Raw genomic sequence first — 22,041 nt, 5'->3', positions numbered from 1 at the left:
AGGGTGTGGGTGGGGTGCGGGGGGGGGGGGTTGGGGGGGGGGGGGGGGGGGGTTTTTGGGTTCCCCACCAAAACCCCCCCCCCACGACCCCCTCGCCGAACAGCGCAAATCACCAAGTCGGACACTGTCACCGCGGAAAAGTCCGTTATGAACAGTTGGAAGGTGCCTGGTCGGCGAGTCCCGCTCCTGCCGCCAACTCCGAATCGCCACTCACGACGCCGGTCAGTGGTCGATGGCGACCATCATCCGTGAATGCTTCGGCCGCTCGATCTCGTCGACCAGCGCGACCGCGAGGTCCGCGTAGGAGAACGGTCCCGCGTCCGCCGCGCGCGGCAGCACCCGGTGGTCCCCGCTGCGGTACGAGCCCGTGCGCTCGGCGTGTTCGTCGATCATCGCCGGCGGCGGCGCGATGACCACCCAGTCGAGCCCGCCGCCGGACGCACGGAAGACCTCCAGTTCCGCCGTGTGCCCGAGCGAGAACTCGCGGTGCTCGGGCGGCCGGCCCGGCTGGTCGTGGAAGGCGACGCCCGGAGCGATCTCCAGCGCCGACCCGACGCCGACGACGACCAGCCTCGCGACACCGGCCCGGCCGAGGCCGTCGATCAGCGCGTGCGCGGCGGCCGGGTAGTACTCGCGTGACGGAAGGTCCGCGCGGTAGATGGAACTGATCGCGGCGTCGTGCCCGGCGGCGGCCTTCGCGACGTCGTCCGCGACGGTGACGTCGGCGGCGATCAGGGTGACGTTGTCCCCGGCGAGATCCGGGTGGCGGCCGGGATCCCGCACGGCGGCGGTGACCTGGTGCCCGCGGCTCACGGCTTCGGCGACGGCGCGGCGCCCGCCGCGTCCACCCGCCCCGAAGATGACGATCCTGCTCATCGCGCTCCCTTTTCCGGTGCCGGCACCCGAGTACCGGCGGCGATCGCGATGCTAGGAGCGGCCCCCTCGGTTACCGCAACGAAACCGGCCCCGCGCGTTCTGGAGCCGTTCACCCGGATGGTGCTGGTGTATCGTCCCGGGATGCGTCACCTGGTACCCCATTCAGCCCTGAAAACCCTGAGCCGGTCGGCTCGCGGCACGCTCGGCCGGGGCCTGCACCGGCTCGCCCGCCGATTCCATGATCCTTATACCGAGGAACTGGAACGGGTCGCCGCGGAACTGCGGGAGGAGATCGTCCGCCAAGGGGATCGCTGTTTCGATCGGATCGTCGAGTTCGAAATCCGGAGCCGTCGCGACATCATCTACGCCGGTGACCAGGACGCGGCCAGGGACAGCAATCGTTTCGCCCGTGAGCATCTGACCGGGACCAAGCATTTCGCGCGTCCACAAGAGACTCTCGCGTACGCGCTTTCCCTTGCCCCGTCCGGGGGAATGGCCCTCGAATTCGGTGTCGCGAGCGGGAACACGCTGCGCGCGATCGCCAAGGCCCGCGGTGGTGTCGAGACCTACGGATTCGACTGGTTCCAGGGACTCCCGGAGAACTGGCTCAACGGGATGCCCGCCGGTTCGTTCGCGCGCGACGACCTGCCGGACGTCCCCGGAGCCGAACTCGTCGTCGGACTTTTCGCCGACACGCTTCCGGGTTTTCTCGAGCGGCACGAAGGCGTCGTCGATTTCCTTCACGTGGACGGCGATCTGTACAGCTCCGCGAAAACCGTACTCGATCTGGTGGGCCCGCGTCTGCGGTCCGGCAGCATCGTGCACTTCGACGAATTCTTCAACTACCCCGGCTGGCAGCGGCACGAGCACAAGGCGTGGCTGGAGTACGTCGAACGCACCGGCGTCGAATTCGAATACGTGGCCTACACCTACGCCGACAACCAGGTCACCGTCCGGATCGCCTAAAGCAGTTCGCGGACCTCGATCGTGCCGATCGCGGCCCACGGGTGGGTCTTCGCCGCCTCGACGGCTTGTTCGCGGCTGTCGCATTCGAGGATGTTGATTCCGCCGATCTGTTCCTTCGTCTCGGCGAACGGACCGTCCGTGAGCAGTGCCTCGCCGCCGCGGACACGGACGGTCGTCGCCGACTCGGGCGGGTGCAGTCCCATTCCGTTCACGCGCAGGCCGCGTCGCGTCATCTCTTCGCCCCAGGCGCGGCAGGGTTCGGTGATGTCGGTGGTGACCGCCGGATCGCCGGCGGTCCCGCAGAGCATGAGCAGGTAGCGCACCGCTCTTCCTAGTCGGTCAGTCCGTCTTCGTAGGCGCGCAGGGTATCGATGAACACGCGCCGTTCGGCCGGGGTCAACGGCGTGAGCGCCTTCTGCCAGGCGCGGGCGCCCTGCGCGAGCCAGCCGTCGATCGCGGGCCGCATCGGCTCGGCGATGGCGACGATCCGCCGCCGCCGGTCCGTCTCGTCCTCGCGCCGGTCGAGCACGTCCTTTTTGGTCAGTTCGCCGACCATCAGGCTCACCGTGGTCGGGGCGACCTCCAGGCGCTCGGCCAGCTCGTTCACCGTCATGGGCCCGTCGAAGAGCAGGTACGACAACAGTGACAGATGACGCGGAGCCAGCGACAGTGACTGGAGTTCTTCGGGGATCTTGATCCGCTTCGCGCGTCCGACCATCCGCGGCATGAGCAGCAGCAAAGCCCGCACGGCGTCGTCGACTTCCATGTCCTCGGTTGACACAGGGCACCCTCCTGGATACCTTTGCAGACAAAGAGACTTTGCTTGCAAAGCAAAATAGCTTTCACGATGATGCTACCTGGGGAGTACCGGTGCCGATGACCACCGCGGACGCCGAAACGGGGCGTCCCCGCACCACTCGTGTCGACTGCCGCCCGTCCGGGAGCCGGTACCTGGCGTTCGCGCCCGACGGCGATTCGCCTTGGTATCGCGACCTTCTGGTCAGTCCACAAGCGACACTCGAGATCGACGGCGTGCCGCATGCCGCGCGTGCCGTGCCGCTCGAAGGCGGGCAGCGGGGTTTCACGCTGCATCTCTTGGAAGTCGATGCCGCCCGCGGCCGGGCGATCGCCGACCAGCTGCTCGTCCATCACGGGGAGCTCCGCAAGACGCTGGCGGCCGCGCGGGCCGAACTCGACGGTGCGCCGGTCGCGGACCGGCGGAATCCGCGGCGCGAGCTGCTCGGCCATTGCGTGACCTTCTGCAACGACCTGCGCATGCATCATCTCCGCGAGGACGGCGCGTTCACCGCGATCGAGAAGGCCCATCCCGGGCTCGCGCCGGCGCTGAAGCGGTTGCGTCAGGAGCACGAAACCGTGTCCCGCGCACTGCGCGATCTCGATCAACTGCTGCTGCAGGGTAAGGGGAAGATCGAACGCGCCGTGCTGCGAGAGGAGTTCGAGCGCGTCGTGAAGGGACTCGAAGAGCACTTCGCCTACGAGGAGGCGAATCTGCTTCCCGCGCTCCGCGGTGACGGCGCGAGCTAGCCGCCGTTTTGTCACAGCTTGGGAACGAGCGTGGTGATCGAACTGCTGACCGAAGGCGCGTGTTGTGCACCTGGAACACGCGAGCGGGTTGCTCCGAGCGGGTGAGAGCCTTGGGACGGCCGGTGGGAAACACCGGTAACGAAGGTCCGTTCCTGGGCGACTGATCGTTGTCCGCACCGATCGGCGCGACGCCCCCGACCGGAATAGTGAGAACCGAATGAAGCTTCGAAGAGCCTCGATTCTGTCTCTGGTGGCCGCGGTGGCCACGATCATGCTCGTGACGCCCACCTCTGCTCTCGCCGCCCCGCCGACCAGCGCGGTGGAGGTCTCGCCGACAACAGTCCAACGTGGACAGACATTCACCGTGACGCAGACCGTCTACAACGCCGACGCGACGTCGACGATCGAGGGCGGCAAGGCGACGCTTTACGGAAAGGAATCCCCGCTCCCTGGGATCGTCGACCTGGTGTCCTGTCCCGGCGCGTTCGCCTGCGACATGCTCGGCGGCAGCATCCGCGGCGGCGTCGGCACCGTGACCCCCGGACAGAGCAAGACCGTGGTGTTCACCTTCCGGGTCAAGGACGACGCCCCGTTGGGCGATGTCACGCTGCAGCACCAGTTCGTCGGTGACAACTACAGCTTCGAGATCCTCGACGGCCCTGTGCTGACCATCACCGACACGCCGAGCACGGCCGACCTCGGGGTCACGCTGACCGCGTCCCCGCGCGGGCTCCTGACGTCGTCGATCGACTTCACGGTCAAGGTCACGAACGCGGGCCCGGCCGCGGCGTCCGGGATCCGGGTGGCGTCGACCCTCGGCGACGGGCTGCGCTTCACCGGCTCCCCGGCCTGCTCGAACCCGAGCGGCACGAAGGTCGTCAACTGTGACTTCTCGTCCCTCGCGTCCGGTGCCAGTGCCACGGCCAAGTTCTCGGTGGCGACCGGGCTGCTGACCGTCGGACCGGTCAAGACGACCGCGAAGATCACGCAGAGTTCCGTCGCCGACCCCAACGCGGCCAATGACACCGCGTCGGCGACCTGCACGGCGGTCACCGGGCTCCTCGTCAGCTGCTAGCACCCGGTGTCACATGGGCTGGGCGGGTCGTGAGTGGTAAGGACGGTTAGAACCGTCTTTACCACTCACGACCCCCAAGCCCGGCTCGCCACTCATGATCAGCGCAGGCGTTCGGCGCGGGTGTGGAGATAGCGCTGGTGCGGCAGGCTCGTGGCGCGCCGCGCGGCCTCCACATAGGACTCGACGGCTTCGGCGGTGTCTCCGGCCATCTCCAGCAGATGCGCGCGAGCGGCGTGGAACCGGTGGTCGCCGGAGATCCGGTCACCGAGCTCTTCCAACGCCGCCAAGCCTTCTCGCGGCCCTCGGGCCATTCCGACGGCGACGGCGTGGTTCAGCGCCACCACCGGATTGTCGGAGAGCCGCAGCAGAAGCCGGTACAGCGCCTCGATCTGCGGCCAGTCCGTCTCCTCGGCGTTCGGCGCCTCGTCGTGCAGCGCGGCGATGGCCGCCTGGATCTGGTACTGCCCGGTCGGCCCGTGCGGCAGCGCTTCGGACAGCAGCGCGACGCCCTCGGCGACGTACTCGGTGTTCCACCGGCCCCGGTCCTGTTCGGACATCGGGATCGGCGCGCCGTCCGGCCCCGTCCTCGCCGGACGGCGCGCGTCGGTCAGCAGCATCAGCGCGAGCAGCCCGGCGACCTCGCTGTCGTCCGGCAGCAGCCGATGGACGATCCTGGTCAGCCGGATGGCTTCGGCGGACAGGTCGTTCCGCACCAGATCGGGACCGGACGTGCTGGCGTATCCCTCGGTGAAGATCAGGTACAGCACGTGGAGCACCGCGTCGAGCCGTCCCGCTTCCGGCGGCATGCCGAACGGGACACCGCCGGCCTTGATGCCGGCCTTCGCGCGGCTGATCCGCCGGGTCATCGTCGCTTCGGGGACCAGGAACGCGCGGGCGATCTCCGCGGTGGTGAGGCCACCGACCGCGCGCAGGGTCAGCGCGAACTGCGACGCGGGCGACAGGGACGGGTGGCAGCACAGGAAGAGCAGGACGAGCGTGTCGTCCGAGTCGGCGGCACGCCGGTCCGCGGCGGGGGCGAGGTGCTCCTCCGGCAAGGTGCGCTGGACGACGGTGTCCTCGCGACGGCGCCGCGCCTGCTCGGCACGCAGGAGGTCGGTCAGCCTCCGTGAGGCGACCGTGATGAGCCACGCGCGCGGATTCTCGGGCAGCCCTTCGGTAGGCCATTGCGTCGCGGCCGCGAGCAGCGCCTCCTGCGTCGCGTCCTCCGCCAGGTCGAAGTGACCGTAGCGGCGGACGACGGCTCCGAGGACCTGCGGCGACAGCTCGCGCAGCAGATCCTCGACGCCGCTGTCCGGCACCTAGAGCTCCAGTTCTTCGAAGCTGTCGGCGCACGGCCGGATGTCGACGTACCAGTCGCGGCCGAGGTCGCTGCCTTCCGGATGCGGGGTGGCCGCCAGCCGGGCCGCGATCTCGGTCGCGCGGTCGTAGCTCACGCAGTCGACGGTCGTGTACCCGACCAGGACCTCCTGCGTCTCGGCGTACGGCCCGTCCGTCACCACGAGCGCGCCGTCCCGCAGGGAGACGCGGCGCGCGTGCGTCGGCTGGGAGAGGCCCTGAGCGTCGACGAACTCGCCGGACTCGACCAGGTCGTTGTTCCACTTGCTCATGAACTCGTGCAGGGCCTTGACTTCGTCGGCACTCCAGGCGCCGGCGATGTCGACGAGGTCCTTCTGCGACCCGAACATCATGATCATGTACTTCATGGTTCTCTCCTCTCGGCGGGCACCGCTCCGGTGCCTTCTGCCGGGGACGTCGGAGCCGCCGGACAGGACCGGACATGGTCCGCCGAGGATTCTTCCTCAGCCGCGGTCGGCCGCGGTGTTCATCGCGTCGGCGGGTTCCAGGGTCCGCCCACCGGTGATCTTGGCGTAGAGGTGCTCGCCGCCCAGGACCGGCGGATACTTCGGCGGGTTTTCGGCGGACTGGCAGGTCGGAAGGCATTCGAACCGGGCGTCGTGGTCGCCGTCGAAGAAGAACGCCACGCTTCGCCGCCGTGACGGCCCCGGCCCGGACGGCGGCACGACCCGGTGCAGGGTGGAGCGCCAGCGGTCGTTGGTCCATTGCGCGGTGAGGTCGCCCAGGTTCACCACCAGCGCGTCCTCGGCGGGGACGACGTCGTGCCAGGCGCCGTCGGGACCGTGGATCTGCAGCCCGGGGACGGGGTCGGCGTAGAGGACGGTGACGATGCCGTAATCGGTGTGCGCGCCGAGCCGCATCTGGCCCGGCAGGGGCTCGGGCGCTCCGGCGCGGCGCTCGAAGTGATTCACCCGCAAGGTGCGTGTCGGGTGCCGGGTGTACGCGCCGAGGTAGCCGTCGGGAGCCCGAGTGCCTTCTCGAAGATCTCCAGCAGCACTCGCGCGACCCGGTGCGCTTCGTCGGCGTACGCGGTGAGCGCGGGACGCAGGTTCTCCGGCAGCTCGGGCCAGATGTTGGGGGCGAAGAAGCCATAGGGGTCCTCGCCGTCGATGTGCTCCGCGCCGATGACGAACGATTCCGACAGGTCGGGTGGCGTCGTCTCACCGAGGCTGTACGCCAGCCCTTCGGTGCCTTCGGCCGCGTACCCGCGATCCGAGGCGCGGTCGGCCGGCGCGGATCGGAGCTTCTCCTCGACAGGGAGCGCGAAGAAGGCTGCGGTCGCTTTCCGCATGTCGTCGATCGTCGTCCGCGGGATGCCGTGCCCGACGACCTGCAGGAACCCGACGCGGCTCAAGGCCTCGTCGACGGCGTGCGCGAGCCGAGTGCGGTCGCCGTCGTGCCAGGTGCTCAGGTCGACCGTCGGTACGAGAGTCATGGAGCGACGGTAACCAGGTCCGCGCCGGTGATCACCGGGTCGCGGTCATCCGATCGGGCGATCTGCGCTGCCCGATCGGCCCGCGCAGGTTCACCGAGCACAACAGTCCGAGGATCAGCGCGCCGACGGGAAGGAGGAAAGCGGCCTTGACCCCGTCCGTGAGCGCGGCGCCGGTGACCTGCGCGGCGAGTTCCCGTGCCTGGGCCGCGATCTCGGACGGCAGATCCAGGGGGACCTCGGGAGTGCCGCCGAACTCGCCGGCGGCGACCTCCGCCCCGGCCTCCCCGGTGAAACCGTCGACGAAACGCTGCCGGAACTCGGCGGGCAACGCCGCCGCCGCTTCGTTCGCCCGCGCCGTCATCGAGGCGCCCGCCCGCGCCTGCACCAGGACTCCGACGGCCGCGCCGCCGAGCACCCCGCCGACCTGGCGCGCGGTGTTGAAGATGCCCGACGCGCTGCCGACCAGCGAACGCTCGACGGAGTTGAGGGTCACGTTGTTCATCGGCGAGAAGGTGAACCCGACCCCGAGACCGCAGAGCAGCAGTCCGGGGAGCAGGGCCTGCGGCGAACTCGCCGGGATGATCACCAGCGAGACGAGGCACAGGCCGCCGCTCAACGAGAGCAGCCCGAACGCCAGCAGGTACTTGGGATTCACCCGGTCCGAGAGCCTGCCCGCGAACGGCGCGACGCCGCCGGACACCACGGCGAGCGGCGCGATGAGCAGCCCGGCGTCGGCCGGGGACAGGCCGAGCACCGACTGGACGTAGATGACGAACAGCAGAAGCATGCCGGTCATCGTGAAACCGACCGTCACCGCGGCCGCGGCACCCAGCGAGAAGTCGCGGTGGCGGAAGATCCGCAACGGCAGTAGCGGTTCGCGGCGGTTGGCCCGTTGCCACAGGACGAAACCGCCCAGCAGCAGCACCCCTGCCCCGATGACCTCGAAGGCCGTTCCCCAGCCGTAGGTCTGTCCATTTTGGATACCGAAGACGACGCAAACGAGACCCGCGCCGAAGAGCAGGATTCCGGGAACGTCGAAGCGGTGCGAATTCCCCGGCCGCCAGTCGGGGACGAGGACGACGGTGAGCGCCAGCGCGATCAGCCCGACCGGGACGTTCGCGAAGAAGATCCATTCCCAGCCGAGATGGTCGACGAGCACACCGCCCAGTACCGGGCCGGCGATCATGGCGAGCCCCGCCACACTGCCCCAGGCGCCCATCGCCGGGCCGCGTTCGTCCGGCGGGAACAGATGCGTGATGAAGGCCGTGGTCTGCGGGGTCATCAACGCGGCACCGAGGCCCTGCACCGCGCGGGCGGCGATCAGCGTCTCGACGTCACCGGAAAGCCCGCACCAGAGCGACGCCGCGGTGAACACCAGCAGCCCGGCGACGAAGACGCGCTTCGGCCCGAAACGGTCGCCCAGCCTGCCGGCGGGCAGGATCGGGACGGCGTAGGCGAGCAGGTACACGCTGGTCACCCAGATCACCGCGGTCAGCTCGGTGCCGAGTTCGCGCACCATCGACGGCACCGCGATGTTCACGATGCTGATGTCGAGCATGACCATGAAGAAACCCAGGCACAGTGCGAAAAGCGCCGGCCAGGGCCGGGTCCGCTTCGCCATCCGTCCTCCTGTTCCGGCGCTGGAAGGGGCGGACGACGAGCAGGGCCGCTCGCCGTCCGCCCGGGGTCATCCTGCTTGCGTGACCATTTCGACGACGTTCGCCACGGGGGCCCAGACGCTGTCCGGACGACCGATTCCCTGATACGAAAGCCCGGTCCGCGCCACGGTGTTCGGGTCGAGCAGGTTCCGGGTGTCGATGACGGACCGGCCGTGGAGCCGGTCGGCGATCCGCCCCCAGTCGAGGGCACGGAACTCCGGCCACTCGGTCAGCAGCACGACCGCCGCCGCCCCGTTCGCCGCGTGATAGGCGGTCCCGGCGATCCGCACGTCGTCCGTCACGCCCGCCACCGGCGCGTGGACGCTGGGGTCGTAGCCGGTCAGTACAGCGCCTTCGGCGGCCAGCAGTGCCGCGATCGCCAGCGACGGGGAATCCCGCAGATCGTCCGTCCCGGCCTTGAACGTCAAGCCGAGCAGGCCGATCCGGACGCCGGCGAGGTCGCCGCCAACGGCCTTGCGCACCTTGTCGACCACGAGTTCCTGCTGCTTCACGTTGGTTTCGATCGCCGCTCGCAGCAGGGCGAAATCGCTGCCCGCCGATTCCGCGGTGCGCAGCAGCGCGAAAGTGTCCTTCGGCAGGCAAGAGCCGCCCCAGCCCGGGCCCGGTCGCAGGAACGACTTGCCGATCCGCTCGTCGTAACCCATCCCGGTCGTCACGTCGTCGATACTCGCGTCGAGGTACTCGCACAGTTCGGCGACGGTGTTCACAAAGGACAGACGCGTCGCGAGGTAGCAGTTGGACGCGTACTTGATCATCTCCGCGCTCGCGGAATCGGTCACCAGCACGGAGGTGTCGAGCTGCTCGTACAACTCGGCGACCCGGCGGGCGGGGACCGGGTCACGGTCGGCCGAACCGACCACGATCCGGTCGGGGTTCAGGAAGTCGTAGACCGCGAACCCTTCGCGCAGGAACTCGGGATTGGACACGACCGCCACGTCCGGGCGATCGATCAGGTCCGCGACGCGGGCCGCCGTGCCGACGGGGACCGTCGACTTGTTCACCACGACGCAGCCGGGCGGCAGCAGATCCCGCACCTCGGCCACAACGGATTCCAAAGTGGACAGATCCGCCGCGCCGCTCGCGCCCATCGGGGTCGGCACGCAGAGGATCACGATATCCGCCGCGGCCGCCGCCGCGCTCGCGCCGAGGACGAACCGCAGCCGCCCGGACGCCAGCCCGTCCACCACGAGTTCGCAGATCCCCGGTTCCCTGATGGTCGCCTCACCGCGCCGCAGCGCGTCGACCTTCTCCTGGTCGACGTCCGCGCAGACGACGCGGTGTCCCAAGGACGAGAGGCACGCGGCCGTGGTCAGTCCGACGTAGCCCGCGCCGATGACGGCGACCTCTGCCCCCATAGTTGCACCCATTCCCTTACCCTCCAGTTATCGAGGTCATCGGGCAGCACGGAGCCGCGCTGCCCGATGACCTCGCGAGATACGGATTTTCAGCAGGACGAACCGTGAGTCACTTGGCGTGCGGGATGGCCCTGATGCCCTCGTACGGGGTCTCCCTGCCGAGGTAGTCCACCGTTTCGAACAGGCCGATGGCGTCCATCGGGTAGCGGGCGCCCGCCTCCGCCGCGAAGACGCACGGAAGGATCTGCTTCCGCTCCGAGGCGGCGGCCTGGCCACCCTTGCGGATGTGCTTGTGGGTGTGGATCAGGATCGGCATGTAGCCGCCGCCGAGGAACGAACCCGCCTGCAGCACCGCCCCGCCGACGCAGTCGATCACGCAGCCCTTGCCGAGGATCGCGTCGCGGCCCTGGTAGTAGTACGAAGGCGTGGCGAGCGTGCCGTGCTCCACATGGAACACGCCCGCCGACAGACCGATGATCGAGCGGCCGCAGGTGCGCAGCACCGAGCGGTAGAAGTCGACCAGGATCGGCCGCACGGTGGTGTCCGGAAGCGAGAATTCCCCGCACATCAGAGTGATGCGCACCAGTTCCGCGAGGGTGAGGCCGGAACCGTGCTCCCCGGGGAATTCCTGGTCCCACGGCACGAGGTAGTCCGACGCCGCCACCATGCTCGTCCCGACGTCTTCGAGGATGAGCCGCTCCGCCTCGCCGACCGGTTCCGACGGCAGGACACCGTTCGCGAGGATCCGCACGGCGAGCATATGCCTGCTCTCCAGCGTTTTCGCGCGGCTGGCCGCGATCAGGAGGTTGAGCCTGCCGGTCACCGTTTCGGGGATGTCGAAGAGGTGGTCGATGCCGTCGGTGGGGACGGCGATCTTCGCCTGCAATTCCCGGGCGGGCAGCGGTTCGTAGGAGTCGACGACCTCTTGGAGGGCGCCGGCGTACTCGCCCGTGCCGATCCGTACGAGCTTTTCCGCGGCCAAAGCCCGGTAGTCGTAAGGGATCGAGGTCGACGTCGACAGCACGACGTCGGCGAGCAGGGCGCGATACCGGTCGTCGTCCAGCGACGACGCGGCCAGCTCCAAGGACAGGTAAGGGGATTCGTCGCCGGGGCCGTGGATCCAGCTCGCGGTGAAGGGTGCCTCGAACCGGCACGCCTTCGCGAACAGCGCGCGGGCGGCGTCGTCGTTCTTGATCTGGCCGGTGACCTCGGCCAGTGCCACTTCACGTTCCGAGACTTCGGGCAACATGTCCTTGGCCGGCCGCAACAGTGTCGAAAGATCCTCGATGCTTCGCGTCATGCTTCGCTCCCAATTCGTGCGAACTTCTCGTTTTCCGTTGTCTGCGGGAAGGTTCCGGTGAACATCGCCGAACCCAGCGCGGCGAGGAACCGGTGCTCGGCGGGGCGGACCACCGTGGTGCCCTCGTCGAGGTGCCGCAAAAGGTCCAGCTGGGTCAGAAGCGCCTCCTTGAAATGGTTGACGGCGATCAGGAAATGGCGCGCCGGAGCGGCGGTGTTCCGGATGTGGACGGCGTGGATGTTCTTGTGGTCGGGATCCGCGCCGAAGAACGGTTCGAAGACCAGGGTGACGTGCTTCCCGGAGAAGAGTTCGACGTCCGCGAACCGATACCGGAACTCGGACCCGTACGGGATCGCCGATGGGGCGATGAATTCCCTCGAAACCCGTTCCGGGAAAGCGAATCCGGCCAGTTCGGGGAAGGCGATGGCGCCGGTCGACGACGTGTAGAGCTCGATCTCCGGGATGCCGGGCGCCGTGGTCCGCACCCGCATCTCCGGTGTCACCGAAGACGGCACCGTGCGCAGATACGTCCGGTATTCCGAGGCGGGAAGGATCGCTCGCAGGATGCTCAACATGTGGAAGCCCTCATAGCCGGCTTCGCCGTATCGGGTGTCGACGAACCTGCCGTTCGCGACGTCGAATTCCCGGTTCTTGGTGAATTCGACGGTGATCTTCCTGAGCGGATCGGAGCCGGCGAGGTCCCGCGCCGACGCCGCGAAGCGCTGTACGGCTTCGCTGTGCGAATACACGTCGTTGACGATGATCCGGGCACGGGGGTGGCGCCGGACCGTGCGACCGAGACCGGCGAGGTCGTCCGGGTAGCAGGCCGGTTTCTCCAGCAGGACACGGGCATCGGGTTGCCGCCGCAGGATCTCGTCGACGACCTCGAGATGGGTCGCCGTCGGGGTGGCGACCACCCAGGCGTCGACCGACGAGGGATCGGGAACCTGCTCCACCCGCTCCCAGTCCGCGCCGTCGCCGAGGTCCACGGTGCCGATCCGGTGCCCCGCCTGTCCGTAACACGCGGCGTACAGCGAGCCGATCTTGCCGAGCCCGACGATCACGATCTTCTTCTCAGCCAGCGGCGGTGCCGACACGGGCTTCCCCTCCTCGCGACCGGATGGCGTGACGGGCGGCGGACGTGCCCGCCGCCCGGCCCAGCACGGCGCCGGCCATCAGGCCGGTGCCGCCCGGATAGCCCTGGTCGTAAAGGCCGCCGACGATCACGCCCGCCGCGTAGAGACCGCTGATCGGTTCGCCGCCGCCGCGCACCTCGGCGTCCGGGGTCACGGACAACCCGCCGTAGGTGAACGTCAGCCCGCAGACCACCGGGACGAACAGGAACGGAGGCGTGTCGAGACGTTTCTCCGCCTGGCCGTCGTGCAGCCGCTGGACTTCGGCGGTCAGGTTCGCCGCGTCGATGCCGAGCCGCCGGGCGCCTTCTTCGAGCGAGGAGACGGACACCGACGCCGGGTCGCCGACGTAGCCCTTCGGGAGCGCGCCCGCCGAGACGACCTTGTCGTCGAAGATCTGAAAGGCGATCTTTCCGGGCTGTTCCTGGATCTTCTGGCCCAGCGTGACGTAGGTGAGGTTGCTGTAGCCGCCGGATTCGTCGAAGAACCGGCGCCCGTCCCGGTTGACCACGACGCCCAGCGGGTAGGCGTAGCGGGCGAGGCCGTGGGATTTGTGCATCTGCCCCGGCAGCATGTGGTCGGGCAGGTTGATGCCCTGCGGTGTGGTGTGGCACTTTTCCCAGTTGCCCGCGGTGTCGGCGCCGAGGTCGACGGCCGCCGCCAGCGGGGCGCCTTCGTTGAACGGAACACCGCGCAGCTTCACTTCCCGCCACTCCACGCCGAGGTGGCGTTCACGCAGCCGGGTGTTCGCCTCGAAACCGGCCGATGCCAGCACCAGCGCGTCGGCGAGCATCGGGAACGCGGGACCGGAACCGTGGAGCAGATACCGGTCGCCGGCGGTCTTCTCGAAACCGGTGACCGCGCTGTCGTAGAAGACCGTTCCACCGAGCTGTTCGAACCGCGCGAAGTTCCGGTCCTGGAGGCTCTGGCCGCCGCCGTCGAGGACGATCGGCACGTCACCGGGCAGCGGCGTCGGTCTCGGGGCCCAGCGCTGCCCGAAGTCGCGCATCCAAGTGATCGTGTCCGTCGAACGGCGGACGATCGATTCGATGAGGGCGACGTCCACCTGGTCGCCGGACACCGCCAGCCAATCGGCTAGGTACTGCTCGTCGGCGTACCCGGTCCGGCCCGCCAAGATCTCGTCGACCCGGCCCTTGTCCGCCTCCCGTAACAGGGAGGCGATGAAAGGGCTTCCCGGCCACGAGAAACGCATGGTCCTGGTCAGGGAACTGTTCCCGCCGCGTAATTGTTCCGGCGCGGCTTCGAGGACGCTGACCGCCGTCGCGCCCGCCTGTAGTGCGGCTATTCCCGCGCAGAGGCCCGCATTACCGGCGCCGACGACGACTACCTGCCTTTCGGCGACGGTATTTCGACCGTTATCCATCAACAACGCTCCACAAATCCGATGTTCGCCAATTCAGGGACGACCGAGTTCGAACGAGACCGCGACGTACCGCCGGAGGGCATTTCGAAGGGTTATGCCCTCGAACGGGCGCCGAACAGTCGGTTCACTGCGGGAATCGCAGCTTTCACTCCTCGCGTGTGCTCAGATGTGCGGCGCACGAGGGTCTTTCTTCGGAATCAGCGCATCGCCCGCCCCATACGGGCGATGTCGGCGTCATCCGGTCTTCAGTGCGGAGATTTCAGTGGACGCCTTCCGAGATGAACCAGGAGTTTCCGCCGGGTTCACCGTCGCCCTTGACGATGATCATGCGGATGCCTCTGGTTTGCTCATTTTCTTCGGCCCGGCTTTCCCGGGCCTCCCCAGTTTCGATCGGCGGTGAGGCCGACTGGGGCCAGCCTGACTTCCTGACCAGCGCAGGGGCAACCTTCGGCCAGTTCGGCCTTGTTCGAAATCGTTCGAGTGGTCCGAACAGCTGTTTCCGGCGCCGCTGAATGGCGGTATCGCGGCTGAGATCGGCTCAGACAATCTAGAGCGATGATCGTTGATGAGGGGGGCGACGACGGGAAGTCGCCGGCGACGGTTCACCCGCCGGACTCGACGGCTTCACCGGCTGAGTTCACAGCAGCACTGCGTGTATTGAGAACATGGTCCGGATTGACCTATCGACAGTTGGCCGGTCGGGCGAAAGAACTCGGGGGAACACTTCCGGCGAGTACGGTCGCGACCACTCTCGGCCGCACCACACTCCCTCGCGAATCGTTCGTCGAGACGTTCACGCGCGCGTGCGGGCTGAACGACGAAGAGGTACGGCGGTGGCTCGACGCCCGGACCCGGATCGCGATGGGGACTCCGCCGCGGCCCGCCGACGAGACGAAGGTGGAAGCCGTCCCCCCGCCGCCGGAGCCCGAGCCGGAGCCGGAACCTCGACCCCGACGGCGCTGGCGCGCGCCGATGATCGTGGCCGCGATCGTGACCATCGTCATCGTAGGGACCTTGGGATATCTGACGCGGTCCTTCGGCGCGTCCTCGAAGGCCAAGGAAACCGCGGCCGTGGTGCCGGGGCTGGACGTCCGGGAAGTGGGCAGCTGGGCGCAGATCCGCCCCGCCCGGTCTCCCGAGTTCTGTCTCGCCGAAGGGCAGGATCGGACCGGGCTCTATTCCGGTGCCATCGTCGCCCAGCAGATCTGCGGTGGTGACGCGGCACCACGCCTGTTCATCGATCCTGTCGGGGAAGAGAACGCCGTGCAGTTCCAGTGGCACCATCCGGAGACCGGGGTCGGCTGCCTCACGGTCGTGAACGAAGGGCTCGGGCACGACCTGATCGAGTCCCGCGACGACTGCGACGACGATGGTATGGACCAGTTGTTCACCATCGCCCCCTTGGATCCGGCGGAGCCGGGACGGTTCGTCATCCGGCCCGTCGGCACCAGCCAGTGTCTGGGCCTGCGCGACCTGGACACCGTCGCGGGTACGGAGGTGGTCCGGGAGCGTTGTTCCGGCGCGCCCGACCAGACGTTCCTCATCGATCTGATCCCGCCGCCGTGATCGGCGTGCCGGGGTGGTCGTTCGGGTCAGGTCGTGAAGGCCTCCTTGCCTACCCTGACGGTAGTGAAGGAGGCCTTCACTACCTTCAGAGTCGCCGCTCTCGTCCCAGGTGCACCAGCGGCCACAGCGGGCACGGCGGCCGCGCGTGAAGGCCCCCTTCCCGCGGCTCAGCCGAGGAAACTCGACCTTCACACCTTGCCGAGTACATGAAGGCTCCCTTTCCTTGCGCCAGGCGCAAGGAAAGGGGCCTTCATGTACTTCAGGCGGGCACGGGCGCCGGTGACTCGTTCGGTGCCCACTGTGACGAACCCCTATGTCTTGAAGGCCTTCAGGACATGCCCACGTCCGTGAAGGCCTCCTTGCCTACCTTGAGGGTAGGGAAGGAGGCCTTCACGGAGCGGCCCCGAACGCGCCTCCCGTGATCACTCCACGAGAAAGGTGGCGGAGCCGGGAACCGAAGACGACCTTTCGACGACTTGTGGGGCTGAATCGTGCGGCCCGGCGAGCGGAGAGAGATGCACTGGTACGAGGACGACGACCTGTGGGTCGGCTTCGCGGACGTGATGTTCCCGCCCAGCCGGGCCGAAGACGCCGAACGCCTGACGGCCACGTCACCGCTGCTCGAAGTCGCCGATGGCGCGAAGGTGCTCGATCTGGCGTGCGGCCCGGCGATCCACGTCGTGCCGCTGGCGAAGAAAGGCGCCGACGTGACCGGCGTCGACCTCAGCCCGGCGATGCTCGAACGCGCGCGCGAAGCCTGCGAAAACGCGGGAGTCGCCGCGAAGCTGATCCAGGCCGACATGCTCGAATACACCGAGCCCGCCGCGTACGACCTGATCATCAACATGTACACGTCGTTCGGCTACTTCACCGAGCCCGGCGACAACCTCACGGTGCTGCGAAACGCCTACGCCAGTCTCGCGCCCGGCGGCAGGCTGCTGGTCGACGTACTCGGCAAGGAGGTGCTGGCCGGCTGGGTAGGTCGCCCCAAGGCGGTCGACGTCGACGGCGGGACGGTGTTCATGCGCGACACCATTCTCGACGACTGGACCCGGCTCAGGACCGAGTGGACCCTGGTCCGCGACGGCGAGGCGAAGCAGGCGTCGATCCTTTCCTTCTTGTACAGCGCCGCGGAACTGAAGGCGCTGTTCGAGACGGCGGGCTTCACCGGCGTCGAGTGCTTCGGGGACTTCGACGGCTCGCCGTACGACAACCACGCGCGCCGCCTGATCGTGCGTGGTGGACGTGACGGCTGAACCTCTCCGCCTCTTCGCGGAACCGGACGACGACACCACACGCCCGCTCCGGCTCACCGGCCCGGTGATCCTGCTGTCGGTCGCGCTCCTGATCTCGCTGATCGCGGGCATCGCGCTCGGCCCGTCGAACGTCGCGCTCACGGATGTCCTGCGCTACTTGGGAAAGGCGATCACCGGCGGAACCATCACCGGCGATGAGGTCACCGGGTACTCGATCGTCTGGCAGGTCCGCACCCCGCGGGTGCTGCTGGCGGCCGTGGTCGGCGCGGGGCTCGCGGTGGTCGGCGTCGCGGTACAGGCGCTGGTCCGCAACGCCCTCGCCGATCCGTTCGTGCTCGGGATCTCGTCGGGCGCCTCCGTCGGTGCCGCCGCCGTCGTGGTGTTCGGCCTGTTCGCCGGGCTCGGCGTGCTGGCGCTGTCGACGGCCGCCTTCCTCGGCGCGCTGGGCGCGACGGCGATCGTCTATCTCGCCGCCCGCGGCAAATTCGGCCTGACGCCGTTGCGTCTCGTGCTCACCGGGGTCGCGCTCACGTATGCCTTCCAGGCCGTGATGAGCGTGCTCGTCTACCTGTCGCCGAACGGCCAGGCCGCGCAGACCGTGCTGTTCTGGTTGCTCGGCAGCCTCGGCGCGGCGACGTGGGCCTCCCTTCCGCTGGCCGCGCTCGGGGTGGCCGTCGCCGTCGTGGTCCTGCTGCGCTACGGCACCGCGCTCGACGTCCTGTCCATGGGCGACGAGACCGCGATGAGCCTCGGTACCGACGCGGCCGCGCTGCGCCGCTGGCTCTTCCTGCTCACCGCGGTCGTCACCGGCTTGCTGGTGGCGGTCAGCGGCTCGATCGGGTTCGTCGGGCTGGTCCTGCCGCATGTGGTGCGGATGATCGCCGGTTCGGGGCACCGCCGGGTGCTGGCGCTCGCGCCGTTGGTGGGCGCGGTCTTCCTCGTGTGGGTCGACCTGCTCGCCCGCACGCTCGTCGCCCCCGAGGAACTTCCGCTCGGCGTGATCACCGCGCTCATCGGCGTTCCGGTGTTCCTCGTCGTCATGCGGCGCCGCGGCTACGCGTTCGGAGGTCGCTGATGCTGTCGTTGCGCGAACTTTCCGTCGAGGTGGCCGGGTCGGCGCTGATCCGCGAGCTGTGCCTGGACGTCGGCGCGGGCGAGGTCGTCGGCCTTCTCGGCCCCAACGGCAGCGGCAAGTCGACGGCGTTGCGCTGCGTCTACCGGGCGTTGTCGCCGTCCGGCGGCGCGGTCCTGCTCGACGGGACCGACCTCGCCGAACAGGGTCTGCGCGACACCGCCCGCCGGATCGCCGCGCTCACCCAGGACAGCCGGGCCGATCTGGACTTCACCGTCGAGGAGGTCGTCGCGCTCGGGCGGTCGCCGCATCAGCGCGGCAATCTCCGGCTGTCGGCCCGCGAACGCACGCTGTGCCGGGAAGCGTTGCGGCGGATGGACATCACCCATCTCGCCCAGCGCAGTGTGCTGACGCTGTCGGGTGGCGAACGGCAGCGGGTCCTGGTGGCGAGGGCGCTCGTGCAGGAACCGGAGGTGCTGGTCCTCGACGAGCCGACCAACCATCTCGACGTCCGCCACCAGGTGGAACTGCTGAAGTTCCTGCGCGACTGCGGGCTCACCGTGCTCGTCGCGCTGCACGACCTCAATCTCGCCGCCGCCGTCTGTCACCGGATCGCGTTGCTGCGCGGCGGATCGCTCGCCGCCTGCGGGACCCCGGCCGAAGTGCTCACCCCCGGAACGGTCCGCGCCGTGTTCGGCGTCGAGGTCACCCAGGTGACCCACCCCGTGACCGGGGCGCTCCAACTGCTGTACGACCTTCCCGCCGATGAAACCGAGGGGATCACACGATGAAGCCGTCCAGGGTGACCGCGCTCTTCGCCGCGGCGCTGCTCCTGAGCGCCTGCGGTGCCCAGGTCGAGGCCGGACCGACCGCGCCGGCACAGGCCACGGTGACCAATTGCGGTGCGCAGGTCGCCTTCCCGGCGCCGCAACGTCCCGTCGCCTACGACGTTTCGGGTGCCGAGAAGATGTTCGCGCTCGGGCTCGCCGGCCGCATGCGCGGCTACGTGATGAATTCGCTGGGCGACCCGTCGATCGCCGGTTCGCCGTGGAAGGACGACTACGCCAAGGTCGAACGCCTCGGCACCTCGCGGGTCACCCGAGAGATCCTGGTCGACGCCAAGGCGGACTGGGTGATCGCGGGCTGGAACTCCGGGTTCAGCGAGGAACGCGGGATCACCCCGAAACTGCTGGAGCAGGTCGGTATCCGGAGTTACCTGCACACCGAGACCTGCTGGGAATATCCGACGGCGAAGCAGGAGGTGGCGCCGCTCGAAGCGCTCTACACCGACCTGCGCAATCTCGGCGACATCTTCGGTGTCCGCCAGCGGGCCGACGAGCTGGTCACGGAACTCAAGGGGCGCTTCGACAAGGTCCGCGCCGGAGCACCGAAGACATCGCCGGCCAAGGTGTTCGTCTACGACTCCGGCACCGACCAGCCGTTCACGTCCGGAAAACACGCCGCTCCCGACGACATCATCGACGCCGCCGGCGGGACGAACGTCTTCCGCGATCTGCCGGACGGCTGGGGGAGTGTCGGCTGGGAAGCCGTGGTCAAGACCGAACCCGAGGTGATCGTCGTGGTGGACTACGCCGACCAGCCCGCGCAGGACAAGATCGCGTTCATCAAATCCGCGCCGCAGCTGAAGAACACGCCCGCCGTGCGCGACAACCGGTTCCACGTCATCTCATACGGGGACCTCGTGAGCGGCCCGCGTAACGCGGCGGGCGCCGAGTCGCTGGCCGCTTATCTGCGCTCGATCGGCCGGTGACCGCGATGTCCGCGCTGGTCCACGAACACGTCACCGACGCGATCAAGACGCCCGCGTTGATCCGGCTCGAACCGAACATCGTGCTGATCCGCTTCGAGACCCTGAAGGTCTACGCGGCGCTCGGCGCGGTCCGGTCGCTGCTCGCCGATGGCACTGTCCGAAAAGGACAGACGCTGATCGACAGCTCCAGCGGGATCTACGCGCTCGCGCTGGCGATGGCCTGTCATCGTTACGGCCTGCGCTGTCATATCGTCGCGTCGACCACCGTCGACCTCACCATGCGGTCGCAGCTGGAGATCCTGGGTGCGACAGTGGACCAGATGCCGCCATCGGACGACCTCCGCCTCGACCAGCGGCGCCGCGTCGCGCGCGTGCATGAACTGCTGGAACGGCATCCGGGCATGCACTGGATGCGCCAGTACCACGATCCCGTGCATTACCTGGGCTACGCCGAGGTCGCCGATCTCGTCGCCCGCGCGCTGCCGTCCGGGCCGCTCACCGTCGTCGGCAGTGTGGGCACCGGCGCGTCGACCGGCGGGATCGCGCGCTCGCTGCGCGAACGCGATCCGGACGTCCGCCTGACCGGCGTCCAGCCGTTCGGCAGTGTCACCTTCGGCAGCGAACGGTTCAGCGATCCGGACGCGATCATCGCGGGTATCGGCTCCGCCATCCCGTTCGGCAACGTGGACCACGAACTGTACGACCGGATCCACTGGCTGGACTTCGCGCACGCCATGGCCGCGACCATCGGCCTCATGCGTGAGCACGCCGTATTCGCCGGGCTTTCCACCGGTGCGGCGTATCTCGTCGCGGGCTGGGAGGCGGCGCGGAATCCGGAGCGGACCCATGTCGTGATCGGCGCGGACACCGGGCACCGTTACACCGCAAGGGTTTTCGCCCGGCATCGGGAAGCCGTCGACCCGGCGGGCCTCGCGCCGCGCGAGATCGCCTCCCTGGACGAGCTCGCCCTGCCGTGGGCGGCGATGGACTGGAGACGCCGCCGATTCGGGTTACCCGCACAGCCGCTGTACCGGAAGGAGCGGGTTTCGTGACCGTCGTCCTGTTGGAAGCACTCACCTTCGGCCTGGGCAGGCTCGCCGACGCGGCGGCGGAGGCCGGGCGGAAACTGGTGCTGTTCACCGGAAATCGCGCCATCTACCGCTACGAACTCGGCACGCTCGGGCCGGACCGGGTCGAGGTCGTCGACATCGACACCACCGACATCGCGGCCTGTGAGACCGCGTCGCGCGCCATCCCGGACCTCGCCGGGATCATCAACTCGACCGACACGTGGGCACTGCCCGGCGCGGAACTCACCGCCCGGCTCGGCTTGCCCGGCCCGGACGCGGCCGCCGTGCGGGTGCTACGGGACAAGGGCGCGGTGCGCGACCGGCTGTACGAACACGGGCTCACCCGCGGCAGGCCGGTGCCGGTCATGGTCGCCGAAGAGCTCGGGTTTCCTTTGGTGGTCAAGGATTCTTCGGGAACGTCGTCGCGGGGCGTCTGGCTCGTCCGCGATCAGGCCGAACTCGAACGAGCCAGACTCGAGGCGAAGACCACGCCGCTCAAGGGGCATCTGATCGCCGAGCCGTATTTCGCCGGCCCGCTCTACAGCGCGGAAACCGTGACCTGGCAGGGAAGGACCCGGCTGCTCGGGATCCTCTCCCGTCAGCTGTCGCCCGAGCCGGTGCGGCGTGAGGAAGCCGCCGCGTTCCCGGTGGCCTTCCCCGCGGCCGAGTACGCGGGCTTGGCGGACTGGATCGGCAGGGTGCTCAAGGCCGCCGGACACGAGCAGGGCTTCGCGCACACCGAATTCGTGCTCACCGCCGACGGCCCGGAGGTCGTCGAGATCAACATCCGGATCGGCGGGGCGATGCTCGGCGAGGCCTTGTGCCGGTCGCTGGGCACCAACGTCTATTCCGCGATGATCGCCATGGCGCTGGGCGAGGAACCCGCCTTGCTCACCCAGGAAGTCGGTGGGGGACCCGGGATCGGGTTCGTCTTGGCATACCCGGCCGCGGAAGGCGTGCTGAAGGGATGGTCGGGGCTCGACAAGCTGCCCGGCCTGCCCGGTTCGCCGGAGTGGTATCCGACGGCGAGCCCCGGCGACGAGATCCGGCACCTCGCGGATCAGCGGTCGTGCACCGGGATCGTCCTTGCCGAAGGGCCGACGGCGGAGCTGGCGTTGCATCGCGCGCTGGCCGCGGCGGGCGGGATCACGCCGGAGATCGATTCTTGAGAGTTCTCTCAG

22 protein-coding genes are annotated in these 22,041 nt (G+C 68.7%); 10 read left to right on the top strand and 12 right to left on the bottom strand.

The genetic code is table 11. The features are described from left to right. Positions 1-222: 222 nt before the first annotated feature. Positions 223-876 carry an NAD(P)-dependent oxidoreductase gene (locus tag AC069I_RS24795; protein ID WP_478229625.1) on the bottom strand — a complete coding sequence of 218 codons (654 nt, stop codon included), beginning with the start codon at positions 874-876 and terminating at the stop codon, positions 223-225. A 141-nt stretch (positions 877-1,017) separates the two neighbouring features. On the opposite strand from AC069I_RS24795, the gene AC069I_RS24790 reads away from it, so the two are divergent. Beyond that, positions 1,018-1,842 carry a class I SAM-dependent methyltransferase gene (locus AC069I_RS24790; protein ID WP_478229626.1) on the top strand — a complete coding sequence of 275 codons (825 nt, stop codon included), beginning with the start codon at positions 1,018-1,020 and terminating at the stop codon, positions 1,840-1,842. On the opposite strand, the gene AC069I_RS24785 is transcribed toward AC069I_RS24790, so the two are convergent. Beyond that, positions 1,839-2,165 (bottom strand): YciI family protein, encoded by a 327-nt coding sequence (locus tag AC069I_RS24785; RefSeq protein ID WP_478229627.1) that lies wholly within the window; start codon positions 2,163-2,165, stop codon positions 1,839-1,841. The genes AC069I_RS24790 and AC069I_RS24785 overlap by 4 nt on opposite strands. An 8-nt stretch (positions 2,166-2,173) precedes the next feature. Beyond that, positions 2,174-2,608: a MarR family transcriptional regulator gene (locus tag AC069I_RS24780; RefSeq protein WP_340688756.1), complete on the bottom strand. Its 435-nt coding sequence runs from the start codon at positions 2,606-2,608 to the stop codon at positions 2,174-2,176. 110 nt (positions 2,609-2,718) lie between these two features. Here AC069I_RS24780 and AC069I_RS24775 point away from each other — a divergent pair, with 110 nt between their 5' ends. Further along, positions 2,719-3,387 carry a nitroreductase/quinone reductase family protein gene (locus AC069I_RS24775; RefSeq protein WP_478229704.1) on the top strand — a complete coding sequence of 223 codons (669 nt, stop codon included), beginning with the start codon at positions 2,719-2,721 and terminating at the stop codon, positions 3,385-3,387. Between the two features lie 250 nt (positions 3,388-3,637). Continuing rightward, the gene (locus AC069I_RS24770) at positions 3,638-4,462 is read left to right on the top strand and encodes a hypothetical protein (RefSeq protein WP_478266490.1); all 825 of its coding nucleotides are present in this window, start codon (positions 3,638-3,640) and stop codon (positions 4,460-4,462) included. Positions 4,463-4,560: 98 nt separating this feature from the next. Here AC069I_RS24770 and AC069I_RS24765 read toward each other — a convergent pair whose 3' ends face one another. The 9 genes from AC069I_RS24765 to AC069I_RS24725 all read right to left on the bottom strand — a co-directional run bounded on the left by AC069I_RS24765 (position 4,561) and on the right by AC069I_RS24725 (position 14,125). Then, on the bottom strand, positions 4,561-5,781 hold the full coding sequence (locus AC069I_RS24765; protein ID WP_478266489.1) for an RNA polymerase sigma factor: 1,221 nt from the start codon (positions 5,779-5,781) through the stop codon (positions 4,561-4,563). Further along, positions 5,782-6,186: a YciI family protein gene (locus AC069I_RS24760; protein ID WP_478229630.1), complete on the bottom strand. Its 405-nt coding sequence runs from the start codon at positions 6,184-6,186 to the stop codon at positions 5,782-5,784. It abuts the gene before it with no gap. A 96-nt stretch (positions 6,187-6,282) separates the two neighbouring features. Next, the gene (locus AC069I_RS24755; RefSeq protein ID WP_478229631.1) at positions 6,283-6,750 is read right to left on the bottom strand and encodes a 2OG-Fe(II) oxygenase family protein; all 468 of its coding nucleotides are present in this window, start codon (positions 6,748-6,750) and stop codon (positions 6,283-6,285) included. Then, positions 6,747-7,274 (bottom strand): 2-oxoglutarate and iron-dependent oxygenase domain-containing protein, encoded by a 528-nt coding sequence (locus tag AC069I_RS24750; RefSeq protein ID WP_478229632.1) that lies wholly within the window; start codon positions 7,272-7,274, stop codon positions 6,747-6,749. The genes AC069I_RS24755 and AC069I_RS24750 overlap by 4 nt, the downstream gene beginning before the upstream one ends. Positions 7,275-7,305: 31 nt before the next feature. Then, complete coding sequence (locus AC069I_RS24745; RefSeq protein ID WP_478229633.1) at positions 7,306-8,895, bottom strand: DHA2 family efflux MFS transporter permease subunit; 1,590 nt, start codon at positions 8,893-8,895, stop codon at positions 7,306-7,308. Positions 8,896-8,961: 66 nt separating this feature from the next. Further along, positions 8,962-10,308, bottom strand: a complete 1,347-nt coding sequence (locus AC069I_RS24740; protein ID WP_478229634.1) for a UDP-glucose dehydrogenase family protein — start codon at positions 10,306-10,308, stop codon at positions 8,962-8,964. A gap of 109 nt (positions 10,309-10,417) precedes the next feature. Continuing rightward, positions 10,418-11,608 (bottom strand): hypothetical protein, encoded by a 1,191-nt coding sequence (locus AC069I_RS24735; protein ID WP_478229635.1) that lies wholly within the window; start codon positions 11,606-11,608, stop codon positions 10,418-10,420. Continuing rightward, positions 11,605-12,705: a Gfo/Idh/MocA family oxidoreductase gene (locus tag AC069I_RS24730; protein WP_478229636.1), complete on the bottom strand. Its 1,101-nt coding sequence runs from the start codon at positions 12,703-12,705 to the stop codon at positions 11,605-11,607. The genes AC069I_RS24735 and AC069I_RS24730 overlap by 4 nt, the downstream gene beginning before the upstream one ends. Next, on the bottom strand, positions 12,683-14,125 hold the full coding sequence (locus AC069I_RS24725; protein ID WP_478229637.1) for an FAD-dependent oxidoreductase: 1,443 nt from the start codon (positions 14,123-14,125) through the stop codon (positions 12,683-12,685). The genes AC069I_RS24730 and AC069I_RS24725 overlap by 23 nt, the downstream gene beginning before the upstream one ends. A gap of 555 nt (positions 14,126-14,680) precedes the next feature. Between AC069I_RS24725 and AC069I_RS24720 the strand changes: the two genes are divergently transcribed. The 7 genes from AC069I_RS24720 to AC069I_RS24690 all read left to right on the top strand — a co-directional run bounded on the left by AC069I_RS24720 (position 14,681) and on the right by AC069I_RS24690 (position 22,029). Next, positions 14,681-15,691, top strand: a complete 1,011-nt coding sequence (locus AC069I_RS24720) for a helix-turn-helix domain-containing protein (RefSeq protein WP_478229638.1) — start codon at positions 14,681-14,683, stop codon at positions 15,689-15,691. Positions 15,692-16,206: 515 nt separating this feature from the next. Beyond that, positions 16,207-16,947, top strand: a complete 741-nt coding sequence (locus AC069I_RS24715) for a class I SAM-dependent methyltransferase (RefSeq protein WP_478266488.1) — start codon at positions 16,207-16,209, stop codon at positions 16,945-16,947. Further along, entirely contained in the window at positions 16,928-18,022 is a 1,095-nt protein-coding gene (locus AC069I_RS24710) for a FecCD family ABC transporter permease (protein ID WP_478229640.1), read from the top strand. The genes AC069I_RS24715 and AC069I_RS24710 overlap by 20 nt, the downstream gene beginning before the upstream one ends. Then, the gene (locus tag AC069I_RS24705; RefSeq protein WP_478266487.1) at positions 18,022-18,810 is read left to right on the top strand and encodes an ABC transporter ATP-binding protein; all 789 of its coding nucleotides are present in this window, start codon (positions 18,022-18,024) and stop codon (positions 18,808-18,810) included. Before AC069I_RS24710 ends, AC069I_RS24705 begins: the two co-directional genes overlap by 1 nt. After that, complete coding sequence (locus AC069I_RS24700; RefSeq protein ID WP_478266486.1) at positions 18,807-19,790, top strand: ABC transporter substrate-binding protein; 984 nt, start codon at positions 18,807-18,809, stop codon at positions 19,788-19,790. Before AC069I_RS24705 ends, AC069I_RS24700 begins: the two co-directional genes overlap by 4 nt. Further along, positions 19,787-20,842: a cysteine synthase family protein gene (locus tag AC069I_RS24695; protein WP_478229643.1), complete on the top strand. Its 1,056-nt coding sequence runs from the start codon at positions 19,787-19,789 to the stop codon at positions 20,840-20,842. Before AC069I_RS24700 ends, AC069I_RS24695 begins: the two co-directional genes overlap by 4 nt. After that, positions 20,839-22,029, top strand: a complete 1,191-nt coding sequence (locus tag AC069I_RS24690; protein WP_478266485.1) for an ATP-grasp domain-containing protein — start codon at positions 20,839-20,841, stop codon at positions 22,027-22,029. The genes AC069I_RS24695 and AC069I_RS24690 overlap by 4 nt, the downstream gene beginning before the upstream one ends. The last annotated feature ends 12 nt before the right edge of the window (positions 22,030-22,041 follow it).

It is taken from the genome of Amycolatopsis sp. NPDC043885 (assembly GCF_056435685.1).
Note: the sequence above shows the minus strand (reverse complement) of the source record. Positions and strands in the feature narration are given on the sequence as shown.

Excerpts from the sequence above, each read along its gene's own strand:
- AC069I_RS24700 (WP_478266486.1), top strand. The coding sequence starts at position 18,807 with ATGAAGCCGTCCAGGGTGACCGCGCTCTTCGCCGCGGCGCTGCTCCTG.
- AC069I_RS24750 (WP_478229632.1), bottom strand. The coding sequence starts at position 7,274 with ATGACTCTCGTACCGACGGTCGACCTGAGCACCTGGCACGACGGCGAC.
- AC069I_RS24760 (WP_478229630.1), bottom strand. The coding sequence starts at position 6,186 with ATGAAGTACATGATCATGATGTTCGGGTCGCAGAAGGACCTCGTCGAC.
- AC069I_RS24745 (WP_478229633.1), bottom strand. The coding sequence starts at position 8,895 with ATGGCGAAGCGGACCCGGCCCTGGCCGGCGCTTTTCGCACTGTGCCTG.
- AC069I_RS24740 (WP_478229634.1), bottom strand. The coding sequence starts at position 10,308 with ATGGGGGCAGAGGTCGCCGTCATCGGCGCGGGCTACGTCGGACTGACC.
- AC069I_RS24790 (WP_478229626.1), top strand. The coding sequence starts at position 1,018 with ATGCGTCACCTGGTACCCCATTCAGCCCTGAAAACCCTGAGCCGGTCG.
- AC069I_RS24775 (WP_478229704.1), top strand. The coding sequence starts at position 2,719 with ATGACCACCGCGGACGCCGAAACGGGGCGTCCCCGCACCACTCGTGTC.
- AC069I_RS24715 (WP_478266488.1), top strand. The coding sequence starts at position 16,207 with ATGCACTGGTACGAGGACGACGACCTGTGGGTCGGCTTCGCGGACGTG.
- AC069I_RS24795 (WP_478229625.1), bottom strand. The coding sequence starts at position 876 with ATGAGCAGGATCGTCATCTTCGGGGCGGGTGGACGCGGCGGGCGCCGC.
- AC069I_RS24780 (WP_340688756.1), bottom strand. The coding sequence starts at position 2,608 with ATGGAAGTCGACGACGCCGTGCGGGCTTTGCTGCTGCTCATGCCGCGG.
- AC069I_RS24735 (WP_478229635.1), bottom strand. The coding sequence starts at position 11,608 with ATGACGCGAAGCATCGAGGATCTTTCGACACTGTTGCGGCCGGCCAAG.
- AC069I_RS24720 (WP_478229638.1), top strand. The coding sequence starts at position 14,681 with ATGATCGTTGATGAGGGGGGCGACGACGGGAAGTCGCCGGCGACGGTT.
- AC069I_RS24705 (WP_478266487.1), top strand. The coding sequence starts at position 18,022 with ATGCTGTCGTTGCGCGAACTTTCCGTCGAGGTGGCCGGGTCGGCGCTG.
- AC069I_RS24725 (WP_478229637.1), bottom strand. The coding sequence starts at position 14,125 with ATGGATAACGGTCGAAATACCGTCGCCGAAAGGCAGGTAGTCGTCGTC.